Source organism: Gordonia sp. w5E2 (genome assembly GCF_036540975.1).
GTDB classification, from domain to species: domain Bacteria; phylum Actinomycetota; class Actinomycetes; order Mycobacteriales; family Mycobacteriaceae; genus Gordonia; species Gordonia jacobaea.
Window position 1 is genome coordinate 4,885,745 of the sequence record NZ_CP144213.1, and the last position, 21,181, is coordinate 4,906,925.

19 protein-coding genes and 1 pseudogene are annotated in these 21,181 nt (G+C 64.0%); 7 read left to right on the forward strand and 13 right to left on the reverse strand.

All coding sequences use genetic code 11. The annotated features are described in order from the left end of the window. Positions 1 to 9: 9 nt before the first annotated feature. Entirely contained in the window at positions 10 to 1,116 is a 1,107-nt protein-coding gene (locus RND64_RS22145) for an ABC transporter permease (RefSeq protein ID WP_049699335.1), read from the reverse strand. A 79-nt stretch (positions 1,117 to 1,195) separates the two neighbouring features. Then, on the reverse strand, positions 1,196 to 1,816 hold the full coding sequence (locus RND64_RS22150) for a TetR/AcrR family transcriptional regulator (RefSeq protein ID WP_049699334.1): 621 nt from the start codon (positions 1,814 to 1,816) through the stop codon (positions 1,196 to 1,198). A gap of 79 nt (positions 1,817 to 1,895) precedes the next feature. On the opposite strand from RND64_RS22150, the gene RND64_RS22155 reads away from it, so the two are divergent. Continuing rightward, positions 1,896 to 2,300, forward strand: a complete 405-nt coding sequence (locus RND64_RS22155; protein ID WP_049699333.1) for a DoxX family protein — start codon at positions 1,896 to 1,898, stop codon at positions 2,298 to 2,300. Further along, positions 2,297 to 2,722, forward strand: coding sequence for an HIT family protein (locus RND64_RS22160; protein WP_049699332.1), 426 nt, complete (start codon positions 2,297 to 2,299; stop codon positions 2,720 to 2,722). The genes RND64_RS22155 and RND64_RS22160 overlap by 4 nt, the downstream gene beginning before the upstream one ends. Positions 2,723 to 2,752: 30 nt before the next feature. Here the strand turns inward: RND64_RS22160 and RND64_RS22165 are convergent, their stop codons facing one another. The 3 genes from RND64_RS22165 to RND64_RS22175 all read right to left on the reverse strand — a co-directional run bounded on the left by RND64_RS22165 (position 2,753) and on the right by RND64_RS22175 (position 7,011). After that, a complete protein-coding gene (locus RND64_RS22165) occupies positions 2,753 to 3,910 on the reverse strand; it encodes an acyl-CoA dehydrogenase family protein (RefSeq protein WP_049699331.1) in 1,158 nt (385 codons plus the stop codon). A 68-nt stretch (positions 3,911 to 3,978) separates the two neighbouring features. Continuing rightward, positions 3,979 to 5,520: an acyl-CoA synthetase gene (locus tag RND64_RS22170; protein WP_049699330.1), complete on the reverse strand. Its 1,542-nt coding sequence runs from the start codon at positions 5,518 to 5,520 to the stop codon at positions 3,979 to 3,981. Positions 5,521 to 5,571: 51 nt separating this feature from the next. Beyond that, the gene (locus tag RND64_RS22175) at positions 5,572 to 7,011 is read right to left on the reverse strand and encodes an aldehyde dehydrogenase (protein ID WP_049699329.1); all 1,440 of its coding nucleotides are present in this window, start codon (positions 7,009 to 7,011) and stop codon (positions 5,572 to 5,574) included. Between the two features lie 238 nt (positions 7,012 to 7,249). Here RND64_RS22175 and RND64_RS22180 point away from each other — a divergent pair, with 238 nt between their 5' ends. The 3 genes and pseudogenes from RND64_RS22180 (at position 7,250) to RND64_RS22190 (ending at position 9,716) form a co-directional block, all read left to right on the forward strand. After that, entirely contained in the window at positions 7,250 to 8,173 is a 924-nt protein-coding gene (locus RND64_RS22180; RefSeq protein ID WP_270486367.1) for an oxygenase MpaB family protein, read from the forward strand. Beyond that, a pseudogene (locus RND64_RS22185) lies at positions 8,170 to 9,224 on the forward strand (AMP-binding protein); the annotation flags it as partial. The gene RND64_RS22180 and the pseudogene RND64_RS22185, both read left to right, overlap by 4 nt. A 174-nt stretch (positions 9,225 to 9,398) precedes the next feature. Continuing rightward, positions 9,399 to 9,716 (forward strand): AMP-binding enzyme, encoded by a 318-nt coding sequence (locus RND64_RS22190; RefSeq protein WP_270486645.1) that lies wholly within the window; start codon positions 9,399 to 9,401, stop codon positions 9,714 to 9,716. Between the two features lie 59 nt (positions 9,717 to 9,775). Here the strand turns inward: RND64_RS22190 and RND64_RS22195 are convergent, their stop codons facing one another. From RND64_RS22195 to RND64_RS22215, 5 genes are all read right to left on the reverse strand, one after another. Beyond that, complete coding sequence (locus RND64_RS22195) at positions 9,776 to 10,441, reverse strand: TetR/AcrR family transcriptional regulator (RefSeq protein ID WP_049699327.1); 666 nt, start codon at positions 10,439 to 10,441, stop codon at positions 9,776 to 9,778. 138 nt (positions 10,442 to 10,579) lie between these two features. Beyond that, the gene (locus RND64_RS22200; protein ID WP_331436313.1) at positions 10,580 to 11,191 is read right to left on the reverse strand and encodes a TetR/AcrR family transcriptional regulator; all 612 of its coding nucleotides are present in this window, start codon (positions 11,189 to 11,191) and stop codon (positions 10,580 to 10,582) included. Positions 11,192 to 11,205: 14 nt separating this feature from the next. Continuing rightward, positions 11,206 to 13,371 (reverse strand): 3-hydroxyacyl-CoA dehydrogenase NAD-binding domain-containing protein, encoded by a 2,166-nt coding sequence (locus RND64_RS22205; protein ID WP_049699325.1) that lies wholly within the window; start codon positions 13,369 to 13,371, stop codon positions 11,206 to 11,208. Between the two features lie 78 nt (positions 13,372 to 13,449). Continuing rightward, positions 13,450 to 14,589 (reverse strand): acyl-CoA dehydrogenase family protein, encoded by a 1,140-nt coding sequence (locus RND64_RS22210; protein WP_049699324.1) that lies wholly within the window; start codon positions 14,587 to 14,589, stop codon positions 13,450 to 13,452. A gap of 36 nt (positions 14,590 to 14,625) precedes the next feature. Further along, complete coding sequence (locus RND64_RS22215; protein ID WP_049699323.1) at positions 14,626 to 16,404, reverse strand: AMP-dependent synthetase/ligase; 1,779 nt, start codon at positions 16,402 to 16,404, stop codon at positions 14,626 to 14,628. A 118-nt stretch (positions 16,405 to 16,522) separates the two neighbouring features. Between RND64_RS22215 and RND64_RS22220 the strand changes: the two genes are divergently transcribed. Continuing rightward, positions 16,523 to 17,878, forward strand: a complete 1,356-nt coding sequence (locus RND64_RS22220) for a flavin monoamine oxidase family protein (RefSeq protein WP_049699322.1) — start codon at positions 16,523 to 16,525, stop codon at positions 17,876 to 17,878. Between the two features lie 7 nt (positions 17,879 to 17,885). On the opposite strand, the gene RND64_RS22225 is transcribed toward RND64_RS22220, so the two are convergent. Continuing rightward, positions 17,886 to 18,437: a YceI family protein gene (locus RND64_RS22225; protein ID WP_049699321.1), complete on the reverse strand. Its 552-nt coding sequence runs from the start codon at positions 18,435 to 18,437 to the stop codon at positions 17,886 to 17,888. A gap of 60 nt (positions 18,438 to 18,497) precedes the next feature. On the opposite strand from RND64_RS22225, the gene RND64_RS22230 reads away from it, so the two are divergent. After that, on the forward strand, positions 18,498 to 19,355 hold the full coding sequence (locus RND64_RS22230) for a D-hexose-6-phosphate mutarotase (protein WP_049699320.1): 858 nt from the start codon (positions 18,498 to 18,500) through the stop codon (positions 19,353 to 19,355). Positions 19,356 to 19,365: 10 nt separating this feature from the next. Here the strand turns inward: RND64_RS22230 and RND64_RS22235 are convergent, their stop codons facing one another. Next, entirely contained in the window at positions 19,366 to 20,406 is a 1,041-nt protein-coding gene (locus tag RND64_RS22235; protein ID WP_049699319.1) for an NAD(P)-dependent alcohol dehydrogenase, read from the reverse strand. Positions 20,407 to 20,605: 199 nt separating this feature from the next. Then, entirely contained in the window at positions 20,606 to 21,133 is a 528-nt protein-coding gene (locus tag RND64_RS22240; RefSeq protein WP_152930085.1) for a hypothetical protein, read from the reverse strand. Positions 21,134 to 21,181: the final 48 nt, after the last annotated feature.

Here is a 21,181-nt window from a genome sequence, read left to right on the forward strand (position 1 = left end):
GCCCCTGGGTCACGAGGACGCGGACTCACCAGCCTCACGGCGATGCTCGTGATCACCATCATGATGGTGGTGCTCGTGCGTGATCGGGTACAGGACGTCGACGTCGACGGCGGATGTGCGAGAGCTTCTGTTACCCAAGATGTTCCAGACCAGGACCGTCACCGTGCCCAGACCGGCGTAGAGCCCGAGGCAGATCAGCGCAGTCCCCGACCCCGCTTCAGGGAAGTAGAGCGAGTTGCGAATCAGTTGCGCACCGCCGCCGGTGGGAAGCCACTCGCCGAGCCACGCCCAGAAGGCCGGCATGAAGTTCCACGGGATCGACGCACCCGAAAGCGTCGCGCCGATAAGGAAGTAGAAGCCACCTGCCAACGATCCGATCGGCCCGAACAGCGTCACCAGGCCGGCGGTCGATCCCGCGATGGCCAGCGAGATCAGGGTGTACGTGCCGAAGAGCCGCCACTGGTCCGCAGAGCTGCCGACACCGTAGAACCAGGAGAACAGGAGCACGATCCCCGCCGACACCGCGGCATAGGCGATCAGCGCCGCCACGTGGCCGAACCCGCGTCGTAGCGACTGCGGCACTCGCGGCATCAGCCGCCCGAGGCCCAGCGACGCGATACTGCCGCCGAGCGAGATCACCTGCAGGATATAGCCGATCGACGCACCGTTGATGTCGTCTTCAGAGAGCTTGACGACGTCGACCGCCAGCGTTTGCGGGAGATTGTTGCTCACATTGGCTTCTGAGGCAACGGTTTTCAATGCAGTTGCGGGTAACGCGCCGCCGGCACTCGCCACCACCGGAACGATGCCCTGCTGCGTCACCTCTAGGCCGCCATCGACCTCCCTATCGACGATCGCCGCCCGCAACGAGTCCATGGAGTCATAGGATCGAGCATCGAACTTGCCGTCGGCTTCGACTGCGGCAGTGAGCTTTTGCACCTGCTGCTCCGGGCCGACGATCCCGATGGGTGCGTTTCGCGGCGACGGAGAATGTCCGACGCCGAGATAGAAGGCACCCAGCCCGAGCTGGGTGAGCGCACCGAGGACAACGACGGCGAGCAGCAAGCGCCGGTACTTTGCGCCGAATGACAACGGCTCGGCTTCAGTTTGGAGCATGGTCAACTACCTCAAGGTTTCGTGGACTGGATTCTCGCGAAGAACGGGAAATGAACGAGAAGTACTGGGGAAGATCTGATTACGCGCGGAAGCCGTCGACGGCGATGCTCACCTGGGTGCGCACGTCGTCGAACGGATCGCGATCCGAATGCGCACCTGTCGACGCACGGGCGATTGCCAGTGCGGCGACAGCGAAGATCATGTTGGCCGTGAGCGTTGCCCTGTCTGACACCGCGTCGTCACCGGAATCGGCAACGAGTCTCTGTGCGATCCGGTCCTGCAGTTCGGCGACCAACGCGAGTCCCGCTGCGCGGTAACGATCACCGGAGCCACCGAAGAGCAGCTCCCGGTGATAGGCGTTGCCGTTCTCGGGGTTGGCGCGTGCGTATGCGAGCAGTGGACAAACCATCTCGTAGATCGCCTCGGCTGTATCCGTTGTCGACGCCGCCGAGGCCGCGCCGACGTCGAGTGCTCGACGCAGCTCTTCGTTGAGCACCATCAGGAGCAGTTCACCCTTGGTCGACGCGTAGCGAAAGACCGTGCCCGCCGCGACGTCGGCGCGGTCGGAGACCTGGCCCGTCGACACCGACTCGAAGCCGCGTTCGGCAAACAGGTCGGCTGCCGCGCGGAAGATGCGGTCCTGCTTGTCGCGCATATTGCGGGCGCGCCTACCGTCGGCGGTCGCTGCGTCGGGTGTCATGTCACCTCCAATAATGAGTGGACTCAGGAATGAGTCTACTCATTGCTACGCGCATGACAACGGCGTTAGGCTCGATTTCATGTCACCTCGCACCCTTGTCCGAATCGTCCTCGGCGCATTTATGACCTTTGCCGGAATCTCCCACCTGACCTTCGCGCGCGACGAGTTCCAGGCCCAGGTTCCCGATTGGTTTCCCATCAACACCGACGTCACCGTCCTCGCGTCCGGCGTCGCTGAAATCGGCCTCGGAGCGTCGTTTCTGGCGCTGCCCAAGCACAAGCGTGTGATCGGCATCCTGCTCGCGCTGTTCTACGTCGCGATCTTCCCCGGCAACATCGCGCAGTACGTCGAGCACAAAGACGCGTTCGGACTCGACACCGACCGCAAGCGGCTCATCCGGCTGTTCTTCCAGCCGGCACTGATCGCAGCAGCGCTCTACGGGGGCGGCGTCGGTGCGAGTGGCAAGGGCGCAAGCAAGTCATGACCGACTGCGTCTTCTGCGGCATCGTCTCAGGCGACGTACCCAGCGTGAAGGTCGCCGAAACGGCGTCGACCTACGCATTCATGGACATCAACCCTGCCAACGACGGCCATCTGCTGGTGATCCCCAAGCAGCACAGCACCGATCTGCTCGACATCGGCGCCGACGATCTGAGCGCAGTCACGCTCGAGGCTCAGCGGATCGCGCGAGCGATGGTCGACGACGCAGGCGCCGACGGCGTGAACCTACTCAACTGCTGCAAGGCTCCCGCGTGGCAGACGGTGTTCCATTTCCACCTCCACGTGATCCCGCGCTATGCGGACCGCAGCGTCGACCGCCTGTCGCTGCCGTGGCAACCGGGTGTCGCGGGTGATCGGGTCGTCATGTCGAAGTACGCCGAGACGTTGGCAACAGCGCTTCACTGAGCAAAGGCGCAATGCCATTGCGCCGTGGAGCTATTGCGAGTTTCGGGCGATCTCGCGACCAATGATCTCCTTCATGATCTCAGTCGTTCCGCCGTAGATCGTCTGGATGCGACTGTCGACGTACGCCCTCGCGATGGGGTATTCCATCATGTAGCCATAGCCACCGTGCAGCTGCACGCATCGGTCGACGACCCGCTTCTGCAGCTCGCTCGCCCACCACTTTGCCTGTGCAGCCTCGACCGCGGTGAGGTCGCCGGCGTTGAGCGCCAACACAGCCTGGTCGATATAGGTTTGAGTGACGTCGAGCTCGGTCAGTATCTCAGCCAGCACGAACCGGGTGTTCTGGAAATCACCGACGGACTGCCCGAATGCCTTGCGCTCGAACACATACGTTTTCGTCCACTCGTATGCAGCGCGGGCACTCGCGATGGCACCAACCGCGATGGAAAGCCGCTCCCGAGGCAGTCGCTCCATCAGGTGCATCAGTCCACGACCTTCGGTGCCGAGCAAGTTCGCGGCAGGAACACGCACGTCAACGAATGACAGTTCGGCGGTGTCCTGACCAGCGAGCCCGACCTTCTTCAGTTTGCGACCACGAGTGAAGCCGTCCATATCGCGTTCGACGACGAAGAGACTGTATCCGCGGGAACCTGCGCCGGGATCGGTCCTGGCCGCGACAATCACAAGATCCGCGTGAATCCCGTTGGTGATGAAGGTCTTTTGTCCGTTGAGAACCCAATGGTCTCCGTCACGGACTGCCGTGGTCTTGATTCCCTGGAGGTCGCTGCCCGTACCCGGCTCGGTCATTGCGATGGCGCAGATCAGTTCACCACCGGCCATACCGGGGAGCCATCGTTGCTTCTGCTCTTCCGTCCCCAGGTCGCAGATGTAGGGGATGATGATGTCGTCCTGGGTGCCGAGTCCAGCACCGAACGAGGTGGTGCCGGTTCGCGCGATCTCCTCCGCCACCACATACCGGTACCGATAATCGGACTCCCCCGGACCACCGAACTCCTCAGGGACAGCCAATCCCGTGATGCCGACCTTTCCGGCCGCCAACCATGCCGCCCGGTCGATCAGCCGAGCATCTTCCCACTCCTCGTAATAGGGAATGACTTCCCGCGCGAGGAATTCACGGACAGTCTCCCGATATGCCTCGTGATCCTGGTTGAAAATTGTGCGACGCATTACTTCTCCTCAGTTGTGGACCCGGACGTGCAAGATTTTTGTCAAGGCTGTGGGCAGCTGGTGCGCGGTCAAGCGGAAAGGCTGGCGATACTCGCAGAGAGCTTGCGCTTGATCAGCTTGCCGGTGGGCGTGCGCGGCAGGTCGCCGCTGAACACGATGCGACGCGGCACCTTGTATTTCGCAATCCGCTCCCGCAGATAGGCGTTCAGCTCGGCGGCAAGCGCTTCGTCCCCGACGACGCCCGCGGTCGGTTCGACGACGGCGGTCACCGTCTCGCCCATTTCCAGATCAGGAACCCCGATTACCCCGGCATCGATGACCTTCGGGTGTTCGACCAGAAGATTTTCGATTTCCTGAGGGTAGATGTTCACTCCGCCGGAGATGATCATGAATGAGTCACGATCGGTGAGGAACAGGTAGCCATCGTCGTCGAGATATCCGACGTCACCGGTGGTGGTCCAGGTCGGGTGAGTGGGATGCTGCGCCTCGCGTGTCTTATCTGGCGCATTGTGGTATTCGAAAGGCAAGCTTTCGCGTTCGAAATAGACGGTGCCGATATCTCCAGCGCCCAATTCGTTGCCGTCCTCGGCGCAGATGCGCGCGACACCGAGAACGGCCTTGCCGACGGTGCCGGGCTTGCGGAGCCATTCGTCGGTGTTGACAAGGGTAAGGCCGTTGAGCTCGGTGGACGAGTAGTACTCCGACAGTATCGGTCCCCACCACTCGATCATCTGCCGTTTGACCTCGACCGGGCAGGGGGCAGCTGCGTGAACCGCCACCCGCAGACTCGACACGTCGTAGCTGTCGCGGACGGTCCGCGAGAGTTTCAGCATCCGAACGAACATCGTGGGAACCCACTGGCTGTAGGTGATCCGATACCGCTGGATGTACTCGAGCGCCTTTTCCGCATCGAATCGGTCCATGACGACGACCGTGCCGCCGAGCGCTTGAACCGCTGCGCACGTGCGTAGCGGGGCAGCGTGATACAGCGGCGCGGGCGACAGATACACCGTTTCCGGTCCAACGCCCCACACCGTTGCGTTCATCGCTGTCATCGTGTCGCCGGGGTCACCGATCTGGCGGTCGGGCAGTGCAGGCTTGATTCCCTTGGGCCGACCGGTGGTTCCCGAGGAATAGAGCATGTCGGCGCCCCGGGGCTGATCCGGTAGCGGCTCAGTCGATTCCGCCGCCGCTGCTCGGTCGAGGTCGGCGAAGCCGGGGAGAGCGCCTCCGAAGGAGAGGAGATGTTCGACGTCGGGCACCAAGGAACGGAATTCGTCGGCGAACGAATCGAGCGCGGCGTCGACGATCACGGCCCTGGCGCCGCAGTCGTTGACGATGTAGGCAGCCTCGGCGGCGGTGAGGTGCCAATTCACCATCGTCAGATACAGCCCCGATCGCATTGCCGCCCAGTACAAGTCGAAGACTCGTGGGGTGTTGGTGGCGAGGACGGCCAGGTGATCGCCCCGCCCGAGACCTAAACGTCGGAAGTGGCGGGCGAGTTGGATCGAGTTCGACTCGAGTTCGGCGAACGTGACGGATCTACCGGTAGCGGCCATGATCACCGCCGGCTTGTCCGGCGTGGTGTCGAGATGGGCGCCGGGATACATGCTGAATGTCTACCTCTCGGAAAAGCTTCGGATACCTTGGCAGCGGCGTTGTCAGTCGGTGAGGAAGATGGACTTGGTGTTGAAGTAGGCAAAGAGCCCTTCCGGACCCAGTTCTCGTCCGAGGCCGCTGGCCTTGATCCCACCGAAAGGCGCACCGAAATCCAGGGTGTAGCCGTTGACGCCGAACGACCCTGTCTCCACCCTTCGTGCAACATCGAGCCCGTGGTCGGCGTCGGAGGTCCACACCGTTCCACCGAGCCCGTATTCGGAATCGTTGGCAATCGCGATCGCCTGCTCTTCGTCAGCGTAAGGAATCACCGACAGCACCGGCCCGAAGATTTCCTCACGGGCGATGGTGTGGTCCAGCCCGACCTCGCCGAAGACCGTCGGTTCGACGAACCATCCACGGTCGCGGTCGGCCGGTCGCCCGCCGCCGGTGGTCAACTTCGCACCTTCGCTGCGACCGGCTTCGATATAGGACTCGACTCTGGCCCGCTGACCAGCACTGACGAGCGGCCCGATGAACGTGCTCGGGTCGAGTGGATCACCCACCGGAAGGGAGGCCACCATGGCGGTCACCGCATCGAGCACCTCCGCGTAACGGCTCTGCGGGGCAAGAACTCTCGTCGACGCATAGCACGTCTGACCGGTGTTGATCAGTGACGCGGTCGCCAGTCCCTGCACGGTAGCCGCCAGGTCGGCGTCGTCGAGGATCAGTGCCGCCGACTTGCCGCCGAGTTCGAGTGAGACGGGGCGCAGCAGCCGACCGCATGTCTCGGCAATCTGGCGTCCGGCTGGTGTGGATCCGGTGAAGGCGACCTTCTGCACTCCGGGGTGAGCGACGAGATGCTTTCCGATCTCCGGTCCGCCGGTAACGATATTGAGGACACCGGCAGGCAGACCCGCTGCGGCTGCGGCCTCGGCCAGCACGAAGGAATCAAGGACGGTCTCCGGAGAGGGCTTGAGGACGACGGTGCACCCCGCCGCGAGCGCCGGGGCGATCTTCATCATTGCCAGCAGCGCGGGGAAGTTCCACGGCGCGATCGCGGCGACGACACCGATCGGTTCCTTTCGCACCACCGTGGTTCCGTTGCCTGCCAACGCCGGCCGATGCTCTTCCAGCGCAGTGCCGCGGATCAGCGCAGCGTAATAGTGCAGCAGACCCGCCGGCCCCTGCCCCTCAGCGACCGTGGAGATCGCGATCGGCATTCCGTTCTGCTCACTGACGAGGCGTGCGGAAAGCTCTGCGCGACTTGCCAACTCGATAGCGAACCCGTCGAGGACATCGGCGCGTTGTGCCGGGGTGAGCGCTGACCAGGTCCGGAACGCACGACCAGCGGCAGCCACGGCGGCGTCGACGTCGGCGGTGGTGCTGGCAGGGACCTGCCCGATCTGTTCCTCCGTAGCCGCCGAGTGCACCTCGATGACATCAGCCGAGGTGGGCGCCTGCCAGTCTCCGTCGATGTACAGAGCAGCGTGATTGTGAACCATGGGGCCTCCTCGGGCCTGTGGGTGCCACGTCGAACTCCGATGCCTCGGCGGCGCCCCAAGTGATCTAGCTCATATAGCGAACGTTAAGTAACTTAGGCATGCGGCGCGCGGCTGTCAACGCATCGGGGATGTCGGAGACCAGCCGTGGCCTAGACACGCGTAGTTATCGATCGCTAAGCTAGCGTGTGTTGCCGGTCACACATCCGGCGTCGTGCCGTCGTCCAATGGAGAACACCAGATGAAGCGCTACGAACTGCGTCACCGCACCGATCACCTCGATCCCGACACGCAATACGAGGAGATCTATCGCATTCTCGCGACACAGGAATTTCCCTGGGACATCAACCAGGCGCTCAGCTTCGCGCTGTTTCGCACCTACGCCGTGCCGTCCGTCGGCAGCTTGTTGTTCGGAACCGACGAGTTCACCAGCAGAACGCAAAAACGCTACGACGACACCGGCCTGATCCTCGACGCCGTCCTCGAACACGGCATCACAAGCACCGAGGGACGCTCCGGCATTCGCCGGATGAACCAAATGCACGGCGCCTACGACATCAGCAACGACGACATGCTCTACGTCCTGGCCACCTTCATAGTCACCCCCGTCCGCTGGATAGACCAGTACGGCTGGCGCAAACTCACTGCCAACGAAATCGCAGGTTCGACCAACTACTACCGCGAACTCGGCCGGTACATGGGAATCAAGCAGATCCCCGTCACCTGGGACGACTTCGCCCTGTTCATGGATGCCTACGAGCGCGCGCACTTCAGGTACGACGCCGGCGCTCGAGCTGTCGCCGACTCCACACTGAACCTGCTATGCACGTTCCCCCCAAACAATTTCGCCCCCGCCGTCGCGGTCAAGCACTTCGCCTGGGCTCTGATGGACGACCCCCTCCTGGACGCGTTCCATTACCGCCGTCCCGCCCGCATCGAACGGATCCTGTCAATCGGCGCACTCAAGGTTCGCGCCCGCATCCTCCGCTTCTTCCCGCCTCGCAGCACCCCCAAGTTCGCCCGCGACCTTCCCAACATCCGCAGTTACCCCGACGGATACCAAGTCGACCAACTCGGAACCTTCCCCAAAACCTGTCCCGTGCAGCACAAGACCGTGCAACACAAGACCACGAGTGACGAGAAGCAAGGACACACCATCCGATGACCTACCGCCTCGCTGACGAACCCCGTCGCCATGCACTCGAACGCCCCGACGCTCCTGCCCTGACCGGTCGCGGGAGTTCACTGACCTACGGCGAACTCGATCAGCGCACCAACCGTCTCGCCAACGTGCTTGCGCAGCGCGGGATCGGCCCTCAATCTCGAGTGGCTGTCCTGGACCGCAGTTCAGTGCAGGTGGTCGAAGTACTGTTCGCGAGCGCCAAGGTTGGCGCGGTCACCGTTCCCGTCAACTGCGGCTCACGGCGGGCGAACTCGCCGAAGTCCTCGACGACTGCGAAGCTCAAATCTTGTTCTACGACAGCACTTTCGGCGATACGGTAGCTCAGCTGCGAACCCAGGTACCCTCGCTCACCCAGTTCGTGGTCATCGACGGTGAGGAAGACAGCGACTACGAGGCCCTCATCGCCGCCGCTGACGACACCGATCCCGGGTGGGTGGGCGACGACGACGACATCGTGCTCCAGCTCTATACCTCAGGCACCACCGCCAAACCGAAGGGTGTGCTCAGCTCCAACAGGAATCTCGGTGCCTGTACTCGTTCCGGCGGCCCGTGGGGATTCGACTCCTCCTCGGTGAGTTTGTGTGCGATGCCACTGTTCCACATCGGCGGCCTTGGATTTGCGCTCGTCGGCATTGCTTACGGCGCCCACAACATCATCGTGCGCGATTTCACCCCGGAGTCGCTACTCGACACCTTCGAGCAATACCGCATTACCAACACCTTCCTGGTTCCATCGGTAATCGGAATGATGGTGGAGGTTCCCGGCGCAGCGACACGAGACTTCACGGCGTTGCGCTCGATCGCCTACGGCTCCTCACCGATCACCCCGGCGTTACTCAAGCGCGCGCTGGCCACTTTCGGACGGCCACTGTTCCAGGTGTACGGACTCACCGAGACCCACGGCGCCATTACCCAGCTCGACGCCGATGACCACACCACCGCGGGTGACCGAGTGCACCTTCTGCGCTCCGTCGGAAAACCGTACCCGTGGGTGGAGCTACGAATAGTGCGTCCATATTCGACGGAGCCTGCGGATATCGACGAATCCGGAGAGATTTGTGTGCGGTCCCCGCAGAACACTGTCGGCTACTTTCACCGACCCGAGGAAACCGCGAAGGCGATCGACAACGACGGTTGGTTTCACACCGGTGATGTAGGACGATTCGATCAGGACGGCTATCTCTTCATCACCGACCGGATCAAGGACATGATCATCACCGGCGGGGAGAACGTCTATCCGATCGAAGTCGAGTCGGTCATCGCCGATTACCCAGGTGTCTCCCAAGTAGCCGTCATCGGTGTTCCTGATCCGGTGTGGGGAGAAGCAGTCAAAGCCGTGGTCATCGCCGCACCCGGACAGATGATCGAGCCTCTCGACCTGATGGCGTTCGCTCGCGATCGTCTCGCCGGCTACAAATGTCCCAAGTCGATCGACATCGCGAATGCCCTTCCGCTGGGAGCAACGGGCAAGATCCTGAAGCGTGAACTGCGCAACCAGTACGCCCAACAAGTCTCGACGAGTTAGTCTCCACGTTTCGACGAGTGACGGTGAATGCGAACTGCCGCGCTTGGGTTCAGTGACGGCTACGTAGGCGTCGAGGGTGCTCGCTTACGTGGTTTGGCTGCCGCAGAAACATAGCCAACAGCTGTCAGGGCAATTTCTGAGTACTTGGCGGCAACGACCTCCGGCGCCATGTTCCCCTCAGCGTGGTACCACCGTGGGATCGACTGGCACATAGCCAGGACGGCGCGGGCGGATTCAGCGGGGTCTGCCGTGTAGAAAATTCCTCGCTCGTTCCCATCCTCGATAATGCCGAGTACGAGCTCTTCGATTCCTTTGCGGACGACTCGATACCGGAGGAGGTTCTCCGGACTGAGGTATCGAACCTCACCTTCGAGTGCCGCCAGCCGGGAACGCGTGGTCATGCGGAGGACAATTGCCTCGATGACATTGGATAATTGTTGCGCCGGATCATCGCGCCCATCCGCTTTCGCGGAGTGAGCGCGAGCCAGAACATCGCTCGTGGAGTACTCCAGGAGGGCGAGCAAAATACCCTCCTTACTACCGTGGTGGTAGTACAGAGCCGGGATCGTCACGCCTACCCGCTGAGCAATTTCTCGCACCGAGGTTCCATGGAAGCCGTTCTCATAGAACGCATCCAAAGCGTGCACCAGGATCGGTGACAGCTTCGGCGGATCAACACTCCGCCAGTGTGGATTCCCGACGACAGACGAGCTCACCGTCGCCACCCTCGTACAATGCCCACCAGCCAGAGCCTAACCGTCGATAGTCGATGTCTTTTCAGCATCTAGTCTAGCTAGGTTCACAATCCACGAGGATCACCCGGCACAGCCACGTAACCGACCGCTCCCCCGCCGATTGCGAGTTCAGACAGAACCCGACATGACCCGCTCGGCGAGCGGGACGAGCGTCTCGACGAGAATCGTGCGAGCCTGCTTGCGGGAGAGCGTCTTTCGATCGACCCATTCACGGGCGGTGGCCTTCATCATGCCGCCCCAGCTCCGGAACACGGCGAGCGCCACCTGGTGCTCGCTGCCCGACCCGTCGAAACCGATAGCGTCGAGCACGCGTTGGGCCGCGCGATCGTCGGCCTCGTTGAGGATCGCCGCGATCTGCGGGTCGTCGCCGATCCCCTCCACGCCGACGGCCAGCCACGTCTTTCCGTGGGTGTCGAGGACGGTCATCAGCCAGTCGACCGAGGCCTCGACCCGCTCGCGCAGGGTGCCGCCCGGCAGATTCACCGTGTCGATCTCGGGCACGATCATCATGGCACGCACGACTTCGACGTAGAGGTCGCGCTTGGTGCCGAAATAGTGGTTCAGCAGCCCGCGCGCCACTCCGGCCTCACGGGCGAGCTCGGCCATCTGCACCGTCGCGTAGGGCTGCTCACCGAACATCCGGATGGCGACAGCCAGGATTTCATTGCGCCTGGCGTCGGGGCCGAGTCTGCGCCAACGCGGTTCATCTGCGGTGGTCACAGTGTGTGATGTTGTCACACAAGCTCGCTGCCGTCTGCCGCACGGGCGCGCAGAGCCTCACTGACGACGAATCTGTCGCCGTAGCGCGCACGGAGCTCGTCTGCGCGCGCAACGAATCCGCCCATCCCGCCCGGATACTGATTGATGTACTGCAGCGCACCGCCGGTCCACGCCGGATACCCGATACCCATGATCGAGCCGACGTTGGCCTCGGCCACCGACCCGATGGTGCCCTCGTCGTAGCAGGCGAACGCCTCCAGTGCCGCGGCGACGAGCATCCGTTCTTTCGCATCCTCGAACGGGATCTCGACGTCGGACCTCGTGTAGAGCTCCGCGAGGTGTGGCCACAGTCCCAGTCGCTTTCCACCGGGACCGTCGTAGTCGTAGAACCCGCGGCCTTCCAGGCGACCCGGGCGATCGAACTCCTCGAGCATCCTGTCCACCAACGGATACGACGCACTGGGTACGAATTCGACGCCCCGCGCAGCGGCGTCGGCGATGAATCCCGCACGGATCTTCGCGATGGTCTTCATGTTGATCTCGTCGAACAAAGTCAACGCGCCGGCCGGGAAACCCGCCTGCAGCGCAGCTTGTTCGGCGCTGGCGGGATGCATGCCCTCGGCCACGAGCGAGAGCGCCTCGTCGACGAACTTCGCGATGACCCGATTGGCGTAGAAGCCGTACGTGTCCTGCACGACGATGGGCGTCTTGCGGATCTGCTTCGTGAAATCCAGTGCACGAGCGAGTGATTCGTCTGAGGTCTGCGGTCCGACGACGATCTCGACGAGCGGCATCTTGTCGACCGGTGAGAAGAAGTGCAGGCCGATCACGTCGGAAGGTCGGGTCACCGCACCTGCCATCTCGGCGATGGGCAGTGCCGAGGTGTTCGACGCGAGCAGGGCATCGTCGGCGACGTAGCCTTCGACCTCGGCGAGAACCTTCTTCTTGAGTTCGACATCTTCGAACACGGCCTCGACGACGAGGTCGGCACCCTTGACGTCGGAGATGTTGTCGGTGGCCAGGATTCGGTTGAGGACTCGATCGCGACTCTCCTCGTCGAGGCGGCCCTTGGCGACCTTGGCGTCGAGGATTCGCCGGGAGTAGTCCTTGCCGCGTTTCGCGCCTTCGATCGTGACGTCGCGCAGCACGACGTCGACTCCTGCCTGCGCGGTGACATACGCGATAGCCGCGCCCATCATGCCCGCGCCGAGGACGGCGACCTTGGTGGCCTTGCGTACCGGAACGTCGGCGGGGCGGGCGGTTCCCTTGTTGACCTTGCCCAGGTCGAAGAAGAGGGCCTTGATCATATTGGCCGAGATCTGACCACAGATCAGTCGCGCGCAGTAGCGCGTCTCGGTGGTGAAGGCGGTGTCGATGTCGACCGACGCGCCCTCGACTGCGGCGGCCAGCACCGAGATCGGGGCGTTCATCGGCGAGCCCTTGAGTTGCTTGCGCAGTGTCGCGGGGAATGCGGGCAGGTTGGCCGCAAGTGCGGGCGACGACGGCGTGCCACCCGGAATGCGAAATCCCTTGCGGTCCCACGGTTGCGCGGCGTCGGGGTTGGCTTTGATCCAGGTGCGTGCGGCGTCGAACATCTCTTCTCGGGTTGAGACGACCTCGTCAATCACCCCGACCTGTAATGCCTTGCGCGGCTTCATCCGCTGCCCCTGGCCCACCACGTTGAGCATCGCGTCGACCACCCCGAGCATGCGCACGACGCGTGTCACACCACCGGCGCCGGGCAGCACCCCGAACGTGACCTCGGGGAGGCCGAGCAGGCTTCCTCTGGCGTCCAATGCAATTCGACGATGCGCCGCCAACGCGACCTCGAATCCGCCTCCGAGTGCTGTGCCGTTGATCGCCGCGACCACAGGCCTACCCAGGGTTTCGAGTCTGCGGAACGTCTCCTTGTAATGGTCGAGCCCTGCCGAGATGGCTTCGATGTCATCGGGGCCCGCGGTCATCAGCAGGTTGAGGTCGCCGCCCGCGAAGAACGTGTCCTTGCCCGACGCGATGATCACGCCGGTGATCGAATCCTTCTCATGCTCAAGGCGTTCGACGGAGCTGCGCAGAGCCGCGGCCATGTCGTCGGTCATCGTGTTGGTCGACTGGGTCTTGTCGTCGATGGTGACCGTGACGATGCCGTCCGCGTCGACGTCCCAGCCGATGATGCCGGACATGTGAGTGGTCAAGTCGGTCAAGGGTTTCGCCTTTGTGAGTGTGTGAATCAGATCGCGGCCGAGCTAGAGACTGCAGAGTCAGAGACTGCGCGCGATGAGGTCTTTCATGACCTCGTTGGCTCCCGCGTAGATCTTCGCGATGCGACCGTCGACAAAGAGCCGCGCGATCGGGTACTCCTCCATGTAGCCGTAGCCGCCGTGCAACTGCAGGCACCGGTCGACGACCTGCGTCTGCTGCTCCGAGCACCACAGTTTGATCATGGCGGCGCCCTTGACGTCGAGTTCGCCACGCACGTGCTTGTCGATGGCATCGTTGACGAAGGCGCGCATCACCTCGACGGTGGTGGCGATGTCGGCGAGCTCGAACCGCGTATTCTGCAGTGCGAACAGCGGTTTGCCGAAGGCGTGGCGCTCACGCACGTACTCGAGCGTCAGCTCGTACGCTGCTTCGACGACGCCGAGCGCAGCGACGCCGACGATCAGTCGCTCCTGCGGGAGTTGCTGCATCAGTTGGACGAAGCCGGTCCCCTCCGTGCCGCCGAGCAGATGCGTCGCGGGCACGCGCAGGCCGTTGAAGAAGAGCTCCGTGGTGTCCTGTCCCTTCTGGCCGATCTTCTTGAGCTTGCGTCCACGCTCGAAACCCGCTGGGTTGTCGCCTACTTCGGCAACGAGCAGTGACAAGCCCTTGGCGCCGAGCTCCGGGTCGGTCTTGGCCGCGATGATCAGCAGGTCGCAGGTTGCGCCGTTGGAGATGAAAGTCTTTGCGCCCGTGATGGCATACTCGTCACCGTCGCGCACCGCGCGTGTGCTGATGGCCTGCAGATCCGACCCGGTTCCCGGCTCGGTCATGGCGATGGCACCGATCCACTCACCCGAGACGAGCTTGGGAATCCACCGCTTCTTCTGTTCCTCGTTCGCGTACGAGAGCAGGTAGTGGGGAACGATCCCGGAGTGCACACCGAGTTGCATGGAAAGGTCGGCGCCGCGGGCCTGCTCGCGGAAGAGTACGGCCTCGTGCGCGAATGTCGCTCCGCCACCGCCGTATTCCTCGGGGATCGACATGCCGAGCAGACCGAGTTCGCCCGCGCGACGGTAGAGCGCACGGTCGGGTTGACCGGCCGCCGCGAACTCCTCGTGGCGTGGCGCAACCTCTTTGGTGAAGAACTCGCGGGCGAGCGCAGTGAGGTCGGCGAGTTCGGTTGTCAGATCGTTTGTCATCGTGGTCTGCCTTCGTGGTGCTGGTCGGGAGCGCGTTCAGCGCTGATAGAGCGCGTCGATCTCGTCGGCATACTTTTTGGCGATCGGTGAACGCTTGAGCTTCATCGTCGGCGTGAGCTCGTCGCCACCCGGGGCCCAGTACGTCGGCAACACCTGCCACGCGCGGATGTGTTCGACGCGGCTCAGGCGCGAGTTGGCCTGCGCCACTGCAGTTTCAATCATGCCCAGGATCGTCGGGTGCAGTGCGAGCACTTCTGGTCGGACGTCGACGATGCCGGCCTTCTGACCGAAAGCTGCCACCGCATCGGGGTCGAGGGTGATCAAGGCCGACACGTACGGGCGATTGTCGCCGATGGCGACGACGCTGCCGATCAGTGGACTGGCCGCGGTGAGCGCGCCCTCGATATTCGACGGTGACATGTTCTTTCCGCCGGAGTTGATGATCAACTCCTTCTTGCGGTCAACGATCGTCAGGAAGCCGTCGGCGTCGAGCGTCCCTATGTCACCGGTGTGCACCCAGCCGTCGGCGTCGAGTGTCTGGCCGGTTCGCTCTGGATCGTTGCGGTAGCCGCGCATCACGCCTCCGCCGCGCACCATCACCTCACCGTCGGACGCGAGTGTCACCTCGGTGCCCGGAATTGCCGTACCGACGCTTCCGTAGCGCGGTCGGGCGACCGGGTTGACCGTGGTGACCGCGGACGTCTCCGACATGCCCCACGCCTCCATCACCGGGATGCCCAGTGCGAGCATGAATTCGAGCGCCGCCACGTCGACCGGTGCGGCGCCGGAGACGGCGGCGACGAGCGAATCCATGCCGAGCTTTGCACGTAGCTTCGACAGCACCAGCTTGTCGGCGATCGCCGCGGCGATGGTGTCGCGCAGGCCGAGTCGCCGTCCGCCGACCGTCGCCGCAGCCTTCTTCTTGCCTGCCGCGAGAGCCCACGTGGCCAGTGCGCCTTTGATTCCCGGCTCGGCGTCGAGCGTCGTCTCGATGCTGCCCTTGATCTTGTACCAGAGCATGGGAACGGCGACGAAGAACGTCGGGTGGACCTGACCAAGCGTCCCGACGAGTTGCTTCGTGTCGGGGAGGTCGGTGACCGTGATGCCGAAGTACATGGGTGCGTACTGGCAGATCCACCGGTTGATGAGGTGAGCGTCGGGCAGGTACGAGATGACGCGGCCGTCAGACAGGTCGCCGATCACATCGGTGATCACCTCGAGTTGGTAGAGCAGGTTGGCGTGCGTGAGTTCGACGCCCTTGGGGTTGCCGGTGGTGCCGCTCGTGTAAATCAGCGTGAGCACGTCTGAGCGTTCGACCCGCTGGTACGCGGCGTCGAAGTCGAAGTCGGCCGGTGCGGGCGCGGCGATCAGTTCGGCGAGGGTCGTGACGCCCGCGGTTCCATTCGGCGCGTCGACGACCACGACGGCGGCGGAGCCGTCCCCCGCCTCGACGACCCTCTCGAGGAACTGCGTCTCGGTGATGACGACCGACGGCTCGGCGTTGTGGAAGAGGTAGGCGATCTGCGGGGCGGCGTTGGTGTTGTAGACCGAGAAGGTCACAGCGCCGAGGTGCATCGCCGCGGCGTCGACAATGTGGAACTCGGGTCGGTTGGTGAGCATGATGCCGACGGTGTCGCCGCGTGTGACCCCGAGTGCGGCGAGACCTGCAGCCACCTCGCGCACGCGCCGCCCGTACTGCGCCCAGGTCAACGACGTCGTGCCGTCAGCGGTGCGGATGGCCACCCGATCCGCATGGTCGACCACACGGCGCTGAAAGTGCGTGCACAGGGTGTCTGGTTTCGGGGTACCGGTCATCGTCGTCCTCACTCTATTTGGCGTCGCGCCAACAATCATCGAGGCTCGTTGGCGGGATGTCAATAACTCGGTCGACGCTGCGGTGGCCCCACCTCGCGTCGCGGTGTAGACCGATCTCATGGAGACCTCACGGGCCGGATCGCCACTCGACTACGACACCGTCGTCGTCGGGGCGGGGATCGCGGGCTTGACCGCAGCCCGACTACTCACCCGCGCCGGTCGGCGGGTCACTGTTCTCGAAGCGCGTGACCGGATCGGCGGACGCGTGCACAGCGACCGATCGGGTGGCACGGTGACCGATCGTGGCGCCTCGTGGATTCACGGAATCAACGACGCCCCGCTGCACGCCGTCACCGAGGCCTTCGGCATGCGCACCGTCGAATTCACGGTTGGCAGTTACCAACCCGACAGTCGGCCGATCGCCTACTACGACCCTGACGGCAGACGACTCGACGACGACGCCGTTGCCGCCTTCGCTGCCGACGTGCATGCCTTCGACGACGCACTGTCGAAGTTCGTCGCAACGATCGGCGCCGGGGTGTCGTACGGCGAGGCGACGGAAACGACGCTCACCGCTCTCGGTTGGGATGACGCACGAGCACAACGTGTTCGAGAGTTCGCGCGTCACCGCACCGAAGAACAGTACGGCGTGTGGATCGACGAGCTCGATGCCCACGGACTCGACGACGACGAGACGGATGGCGACGAAGTCGTGTTTCCCGACGGCTACGACCAGCTGGCCACCCACCTGGCAGACGGGCTCTCGGTGACACTCAATCGTTCTGTCGCTCAGATCCATTGGGACGAGAACGGTGTCACCGTGATCGATGCCGCGTGCAAGGAGACGTCGGCCGCACGCGTCGTCGTGACGGTACCCGTCGGTGTTCTCAAGTCCGGCACGCTGACCTTTGATCCGCCACTATCGGAACCTGTTGCGGGAGCGTTGGATCGGCTGGAGATGAATGCGTTCGAGAAGGTGTTCCTGCGGTTCGAATCGAAGTTCTGGGATGACGGGGTGTATGCGATTCGCCGACAGGGACCGGCCGCCAAGTGGTGGCACTCCTGGTACGACCTCTCCGCACTTCACGGCGAGCCGACGCTGCTCACCTTCGCCGCCGGCCCCTGCGCTCGCGCGGTTCGCGAGTGGAGCGACGAGGACATCGCGGCATCGGTCCTCGAATCGCTGCGCGAAATCTACGGCGACGCTGTCCCCGAGCCGACTCGCATCGACGTAACCCGTTGGCAGGATGACCCTTTCGCGCATGGTTCCTACGCATACATGACCGTCGGCTCGACGACAGCCGACCACGACGTGCTGGCGACACCGCTGGGCGGGGGCGTCGTGCATCTGGCGGGCGAGGCCACGTGGACCGACGACCCGGCAACGGTCACCGCTGCGCTCGAGTCGGGACGCAGAGCGGCGTCGAACATTCTCGGGCGCGACGTGCAGGTCGCCGAACTGTGGTCGCGCTGAATAACTCTCAGTGATCTGCCGGTAGCTCGACGTTGATGGTCACGCGCACCTCGTCGTCGACCTTGAGCGCCCCCATCATCATCGAGTACGGCTTCAGCCCGAAGTCGCGGTGGGAAACTGTGGTTTCGATTGTGGCGGTGCGCTTCCCGTCCGCGTCGGCAACCTCGACGTCGAGCGGATGCTGACGTTGCTTGCCGTTGATCGAGAGCGTCCCGTCTATGCGATAGCCCGCCTCGATGGTCGTGATCGACGCGGCGTCGTAGGTGATCGTCGGCGACTTCGACGCGTTGAGCGACTTGAGCGCATTACTTCTGGCGAGAGACTTCTCCGGCCCGGTCAGCGGCGTGACCCCGCCCTCACCGGAGACGACGGTCAGCGAGTCGACGTCGATCGAGGCGGACACGTCGGACGGCACGCCGTCGCTGAGACCGACTGACGCCGACCACTGCTGCATCTCGATGGTCAATCGGTGACCTGTTCGCGATGCCGGACCGGTCACACCGGTGTGAAGGATCAGCGTCCCGTTGGCCGGGCCGAATTGCCATGACTCCTGCGCCATTGCGCCTCCTCGAGTGTCGACGACCACCCTAGGCGCTTCTGCTGTGCCAAGGTTGTCGATGTGACTGCATCGGAAAGTCAGGGAGTCGTGCTCGGGACAGCATTCGGATTCGACGCGTGGCTCGTGACGACGCCGCACGCCACCGCGGCGATCTCGATCTTCGGTGGGCAGGTGCTCTCCTACCGTCCGACCGGAGCCGACGACGTGCTGTGGGTATCGCCGCTGGCCGCGAGGCCGCCGACTCCCATCCGTGGTGGCATTCCCGTGTGCTGGCCGTATTTCGGGAAGGAGAACCAGACCGGTGACGTGCCCTCGCACGGTTACGCGCGCACCGCGACGTGGCAGGTCGTCGACACCGAGGTTCTTGCTGACGACGTGACGCAGGTGCGGTTGGCACCGCAGGGACTCGAGCAGCTCACGCTGCGCCTGGAGCTGATCGTGCGCGTGGGCACGACGCTGGAGATCGGTGTGCGCACCACGAACCTCGCCGACGAGCCCGCGGTGCTCACCGAGGCGCTGCACAACTACCTGCGTGTCTCGGATGCCACCGACGTCCACGTGGAGGGACTCTCGGGTAAGTCGTACGAGGACAAGTTCGACGACCTGAAGGTCAAGACCCAGGAGGGCGACTGGCGCCTCCCTGACGACGTGCCGCGCAGCGACCGGCTCTACCCCGATGCGGGTGGAACCTACCGGCTGGTCGACCCGGGTCTTGGCCGGACCATCCGCGTGACCGGCGATAGCGCGCGCACCGCCGTCGTGTGGAACCCGGGGCCCGACGTCGCCTCCGGGATGGCCGACGTCGGGCCGCACTGGCGCGAGTTCGTGTGCGTCGAGACGGCGAACGCCGGTCCGGATCTCCTCACCGTCGCTGCAGGCGCGACCGTCGAGATGTGGCAGACGATCGCTCTGGAGTGAGGCTTAGGCTTTACGGAACGACGACCGCTCGTCCGCGCAGGTCGTTGGCAGCGAGCTTGCGGTACGCCGCCACGCCGTCGTCGAGGCTGAACCGCTCCACCGCGACGTCGAGGACGCCGTCGCGCGCGAGGTCGAGGACCTCGATCAGCTCCGCACGGGCGCCCCAGTAGGGCGTGCGGACCGACACCTCGTAGGGCTGTGACCAGAAGCCAACACTCGCGGCTGCTTTTCCGTCGCCGAGTCCCACGATCGTGACGTCACCCATCGTGCCGACGACACCCATCGCCGTGTTGATCGTCGGCTGATATCCGACGAAGTCGAAAACGGCTGTCGCTCCGTCCTTCCCGGTGATCTTGCGGACGTTCTCGACGGCGTCGGCGTCGCTGAGTACTGCCTCGTGCGCACCGACCTGCTTGGCGAAATCGAGCTTCTCCTGCGTGACGTCGAGCGCGATGACCCGCGCCGGGGTGAGATGCCGCAACATCTGGATGGCGACGTGCCCCAGGCCGCCTGAGCCGATCACGACGGCGGTTGTGCCGCCGAGAAGCTTGCTCAACGACGCCTTGATCGCGTGATAGGGCGTGAGGCCGGCGTCGGTGAGCGGAACCGTGGTGGCGGGATCGAGGTCACCGATGGGGACGAGGTGCCGCGGGTCGTCGACGACGACGTACTCGGCCATCGCGCCGTCGTGTCCGAGTCCGGGCGGCGTGATCTGCAGGTCGGCGGCCCGCGAGCAGTAGTTCTCGAGGCCCTGCGAACAGAAGTGGCAGACTCCGCATCCCCACGGGCCGTAGATGGCGACCGCCGTGCCCTCGCTGACCGTCGAAACGCCCTGTCCCAGTTCGGCGATCACGCCGACGCCCTCGTGGCCGAGCGTCATCGGGAGCGGATACGGGAATGCGCCTTCCGGCGCGTTCAACACGAAGTCGTCGGAGTGGCACGCGCCCGCCGCGGTGACCTTGACGAGCACCTGCCCCGGACCCGGCGTGGGCTTCGGAACGTCGCGGAGCTCGGGTTCGGCTCCGGCTTTGACCATCTGTACGGCCTTCATCGGTGAACTGCCTTTCGGATCGGCGTACTCCCCTCCCTGATCTCAGGTTTACTCTCCCATCAAGAACTGTGCTTATGAGGGGTGCCGACCCGGCTCGTGGGGTCCGCGGCGGGTGCGAGCACTCCCAGCAGACCCGCTGCCAGCCGAGCCCGATCGCGGGCAGTCGAGCTCATCGACCACCGACTGCGCAACCACGTTGTCACTGCCACGGCCGTGGCTCCGCACGATGCTCGGCGTGGCCACACCACGACGTCACCGCATTGGCGATGTAGTCGCATGATGCCCTGTTCGAGAACAACTTCGACGTGATCGACGGCGCAGGGAGTCCGCCGTTCATCGTCAGGTGATACCAGCTGTCGGCACACACCTGGCCGAACCAGTGCTTGAAGATGACCGGTTCCGTCGGCTCGATTCCCGGGGTGCAGACGACCAGGACGCGGTCGACGTCGGTGTCGAGCACGAGGTCGGTCAGCGAGGAGACAACGACGTTGCGCAGCGCTCGCGTCGGGCGTGCCAGCGTGTCCAGTCCGAAGCGCGATGTCGATCTCTTGATCGAACCTCCGTCGACGAGGATCAGTCCGATCCGTGCTTCGGGCGACGGCTCGGCGTCGACGCGCACTCCCATGTCGCCCAACGCCGCGGCGATATCGGGATTGATCGGCCCGAACGTGCGGACGGCGACATGGTGACGCGAGACCCGCGCGGCACGTTCCATCGCGATGGTCATGAGATCTCCTCCTGGTCTGCGGTACAGCGTGATGTGGGATGAGTTTCG

Bases quoted from the DNA above. Each gene is read 5' to 3' on its own strand.
- RND64_RS22160 (WP_049699332.1), top strand. From the start codon at position 2,297: ATGACCGACTGCGTCTTCTGCGGCATCGTCTCAGGCGACGTACCCAGC.
- RND64_RS22240 (WP_152930085.1), bottom strand. From the start codon at position 21,133: ATGACCATCGCGATGGAACGTGCCGCGCGGGTCTCGCGTCACCATGTC.
- RND64_RS22225 (WP_049699321.1), bottom strand. From the start codon at position 18,437: ATGGCGCAGGAGTCATGGCAATTCGGCCCGGCCAACGGGACGCTGATC.
- RND64_RS22165 (WP_049699331.1), bottom strand. From the start codon at position 3,910: ATGCGTCGCACAATTTTCAACCAGGATCACGAGGCATATCGGGAGACT.
- RND64_RS22155 (WP_049699333.1), top strand. From the start codon at position 1,896: ATGTCACCTCGCACCCTTGTCCGAATCGTCCTCGGCGCATTTATGACC.
- RND64_RS22235 (WP_049699319.1), bottom strand. From the start codon at position 20,406: ATGAAGGCCGTACAGATGGTCAAAGCCGGAGCCGAACCCGAGCTCCGC.
- RND64_RS22220 (WP_049699322.1), top strand. From the start codon at position 16,523: ATGGAGACCTCACGGGCCGGATCGCCACTCGACTACGACACCGTCGTC.
- RND64_RS22145 (WP_049699335.1), bottom strand. From the start codon at position 1,116: ATGCTCCAAACTGAAGCCGAGCCGTTGTCATTCGGCGCAAAGTACCGG.
- RND64_RS22150 (WP_049699334.1), bottom strand. From the start codon at position 1,816: ATGACACCCGACGCAGCGACCGCCGACGGTAGGCGCGCCCGCAATATG.
- RND64_RS22170 (WP_049699330.1), bottom strand. From the start codon at position 5,520: ATGTATCCCGGCGCCCATCTCGACACCACGCCGGACAAGCCGGCGGTG.
- RND64_RS22205 (WP_049699325.1), bottom strand. From the start codon at position 13,371: ATGTCCGGCATCATCGGCTGGGACGTCGACGCGGACGGCATCGTCACG.
- RND64_RS22175 (WP_049699329.1), bottom strand. From the start codon at position 7,011: ATGGTTCACAATCACGCTGCTCTGTACATCGACGGAGACTGGCAGGCG.
- RND64_RS22180 (WP_270486367.1), top strand. From the start codon at position 7,250: ATGAAGCGCTACGAACTGCGTCACCGCACCGATCACCTCGATCCCGAC.
- RND64_RS22210 (WP_049699324.1), bottom strand. From the start codon at position 14,589: ATGACAAACGATCTGACAACCGAACTCGCCGACCTCACTGCGCTCGCC.
- RND64_RS22215 (WP_049699323.1), bottom strand. From the start codon at position 16,404: ATGACCGGTACCCCGAAACCAGACACCCTGTGCACGCACTTTCAGCGC.
- RND64_RS22190 (WP_270486645.1), top strand. From the start codon at position 9,399: ATGATCATCACCGGCGGGGAGAACGTCTATCCGATCGAAGTCGAGTCG.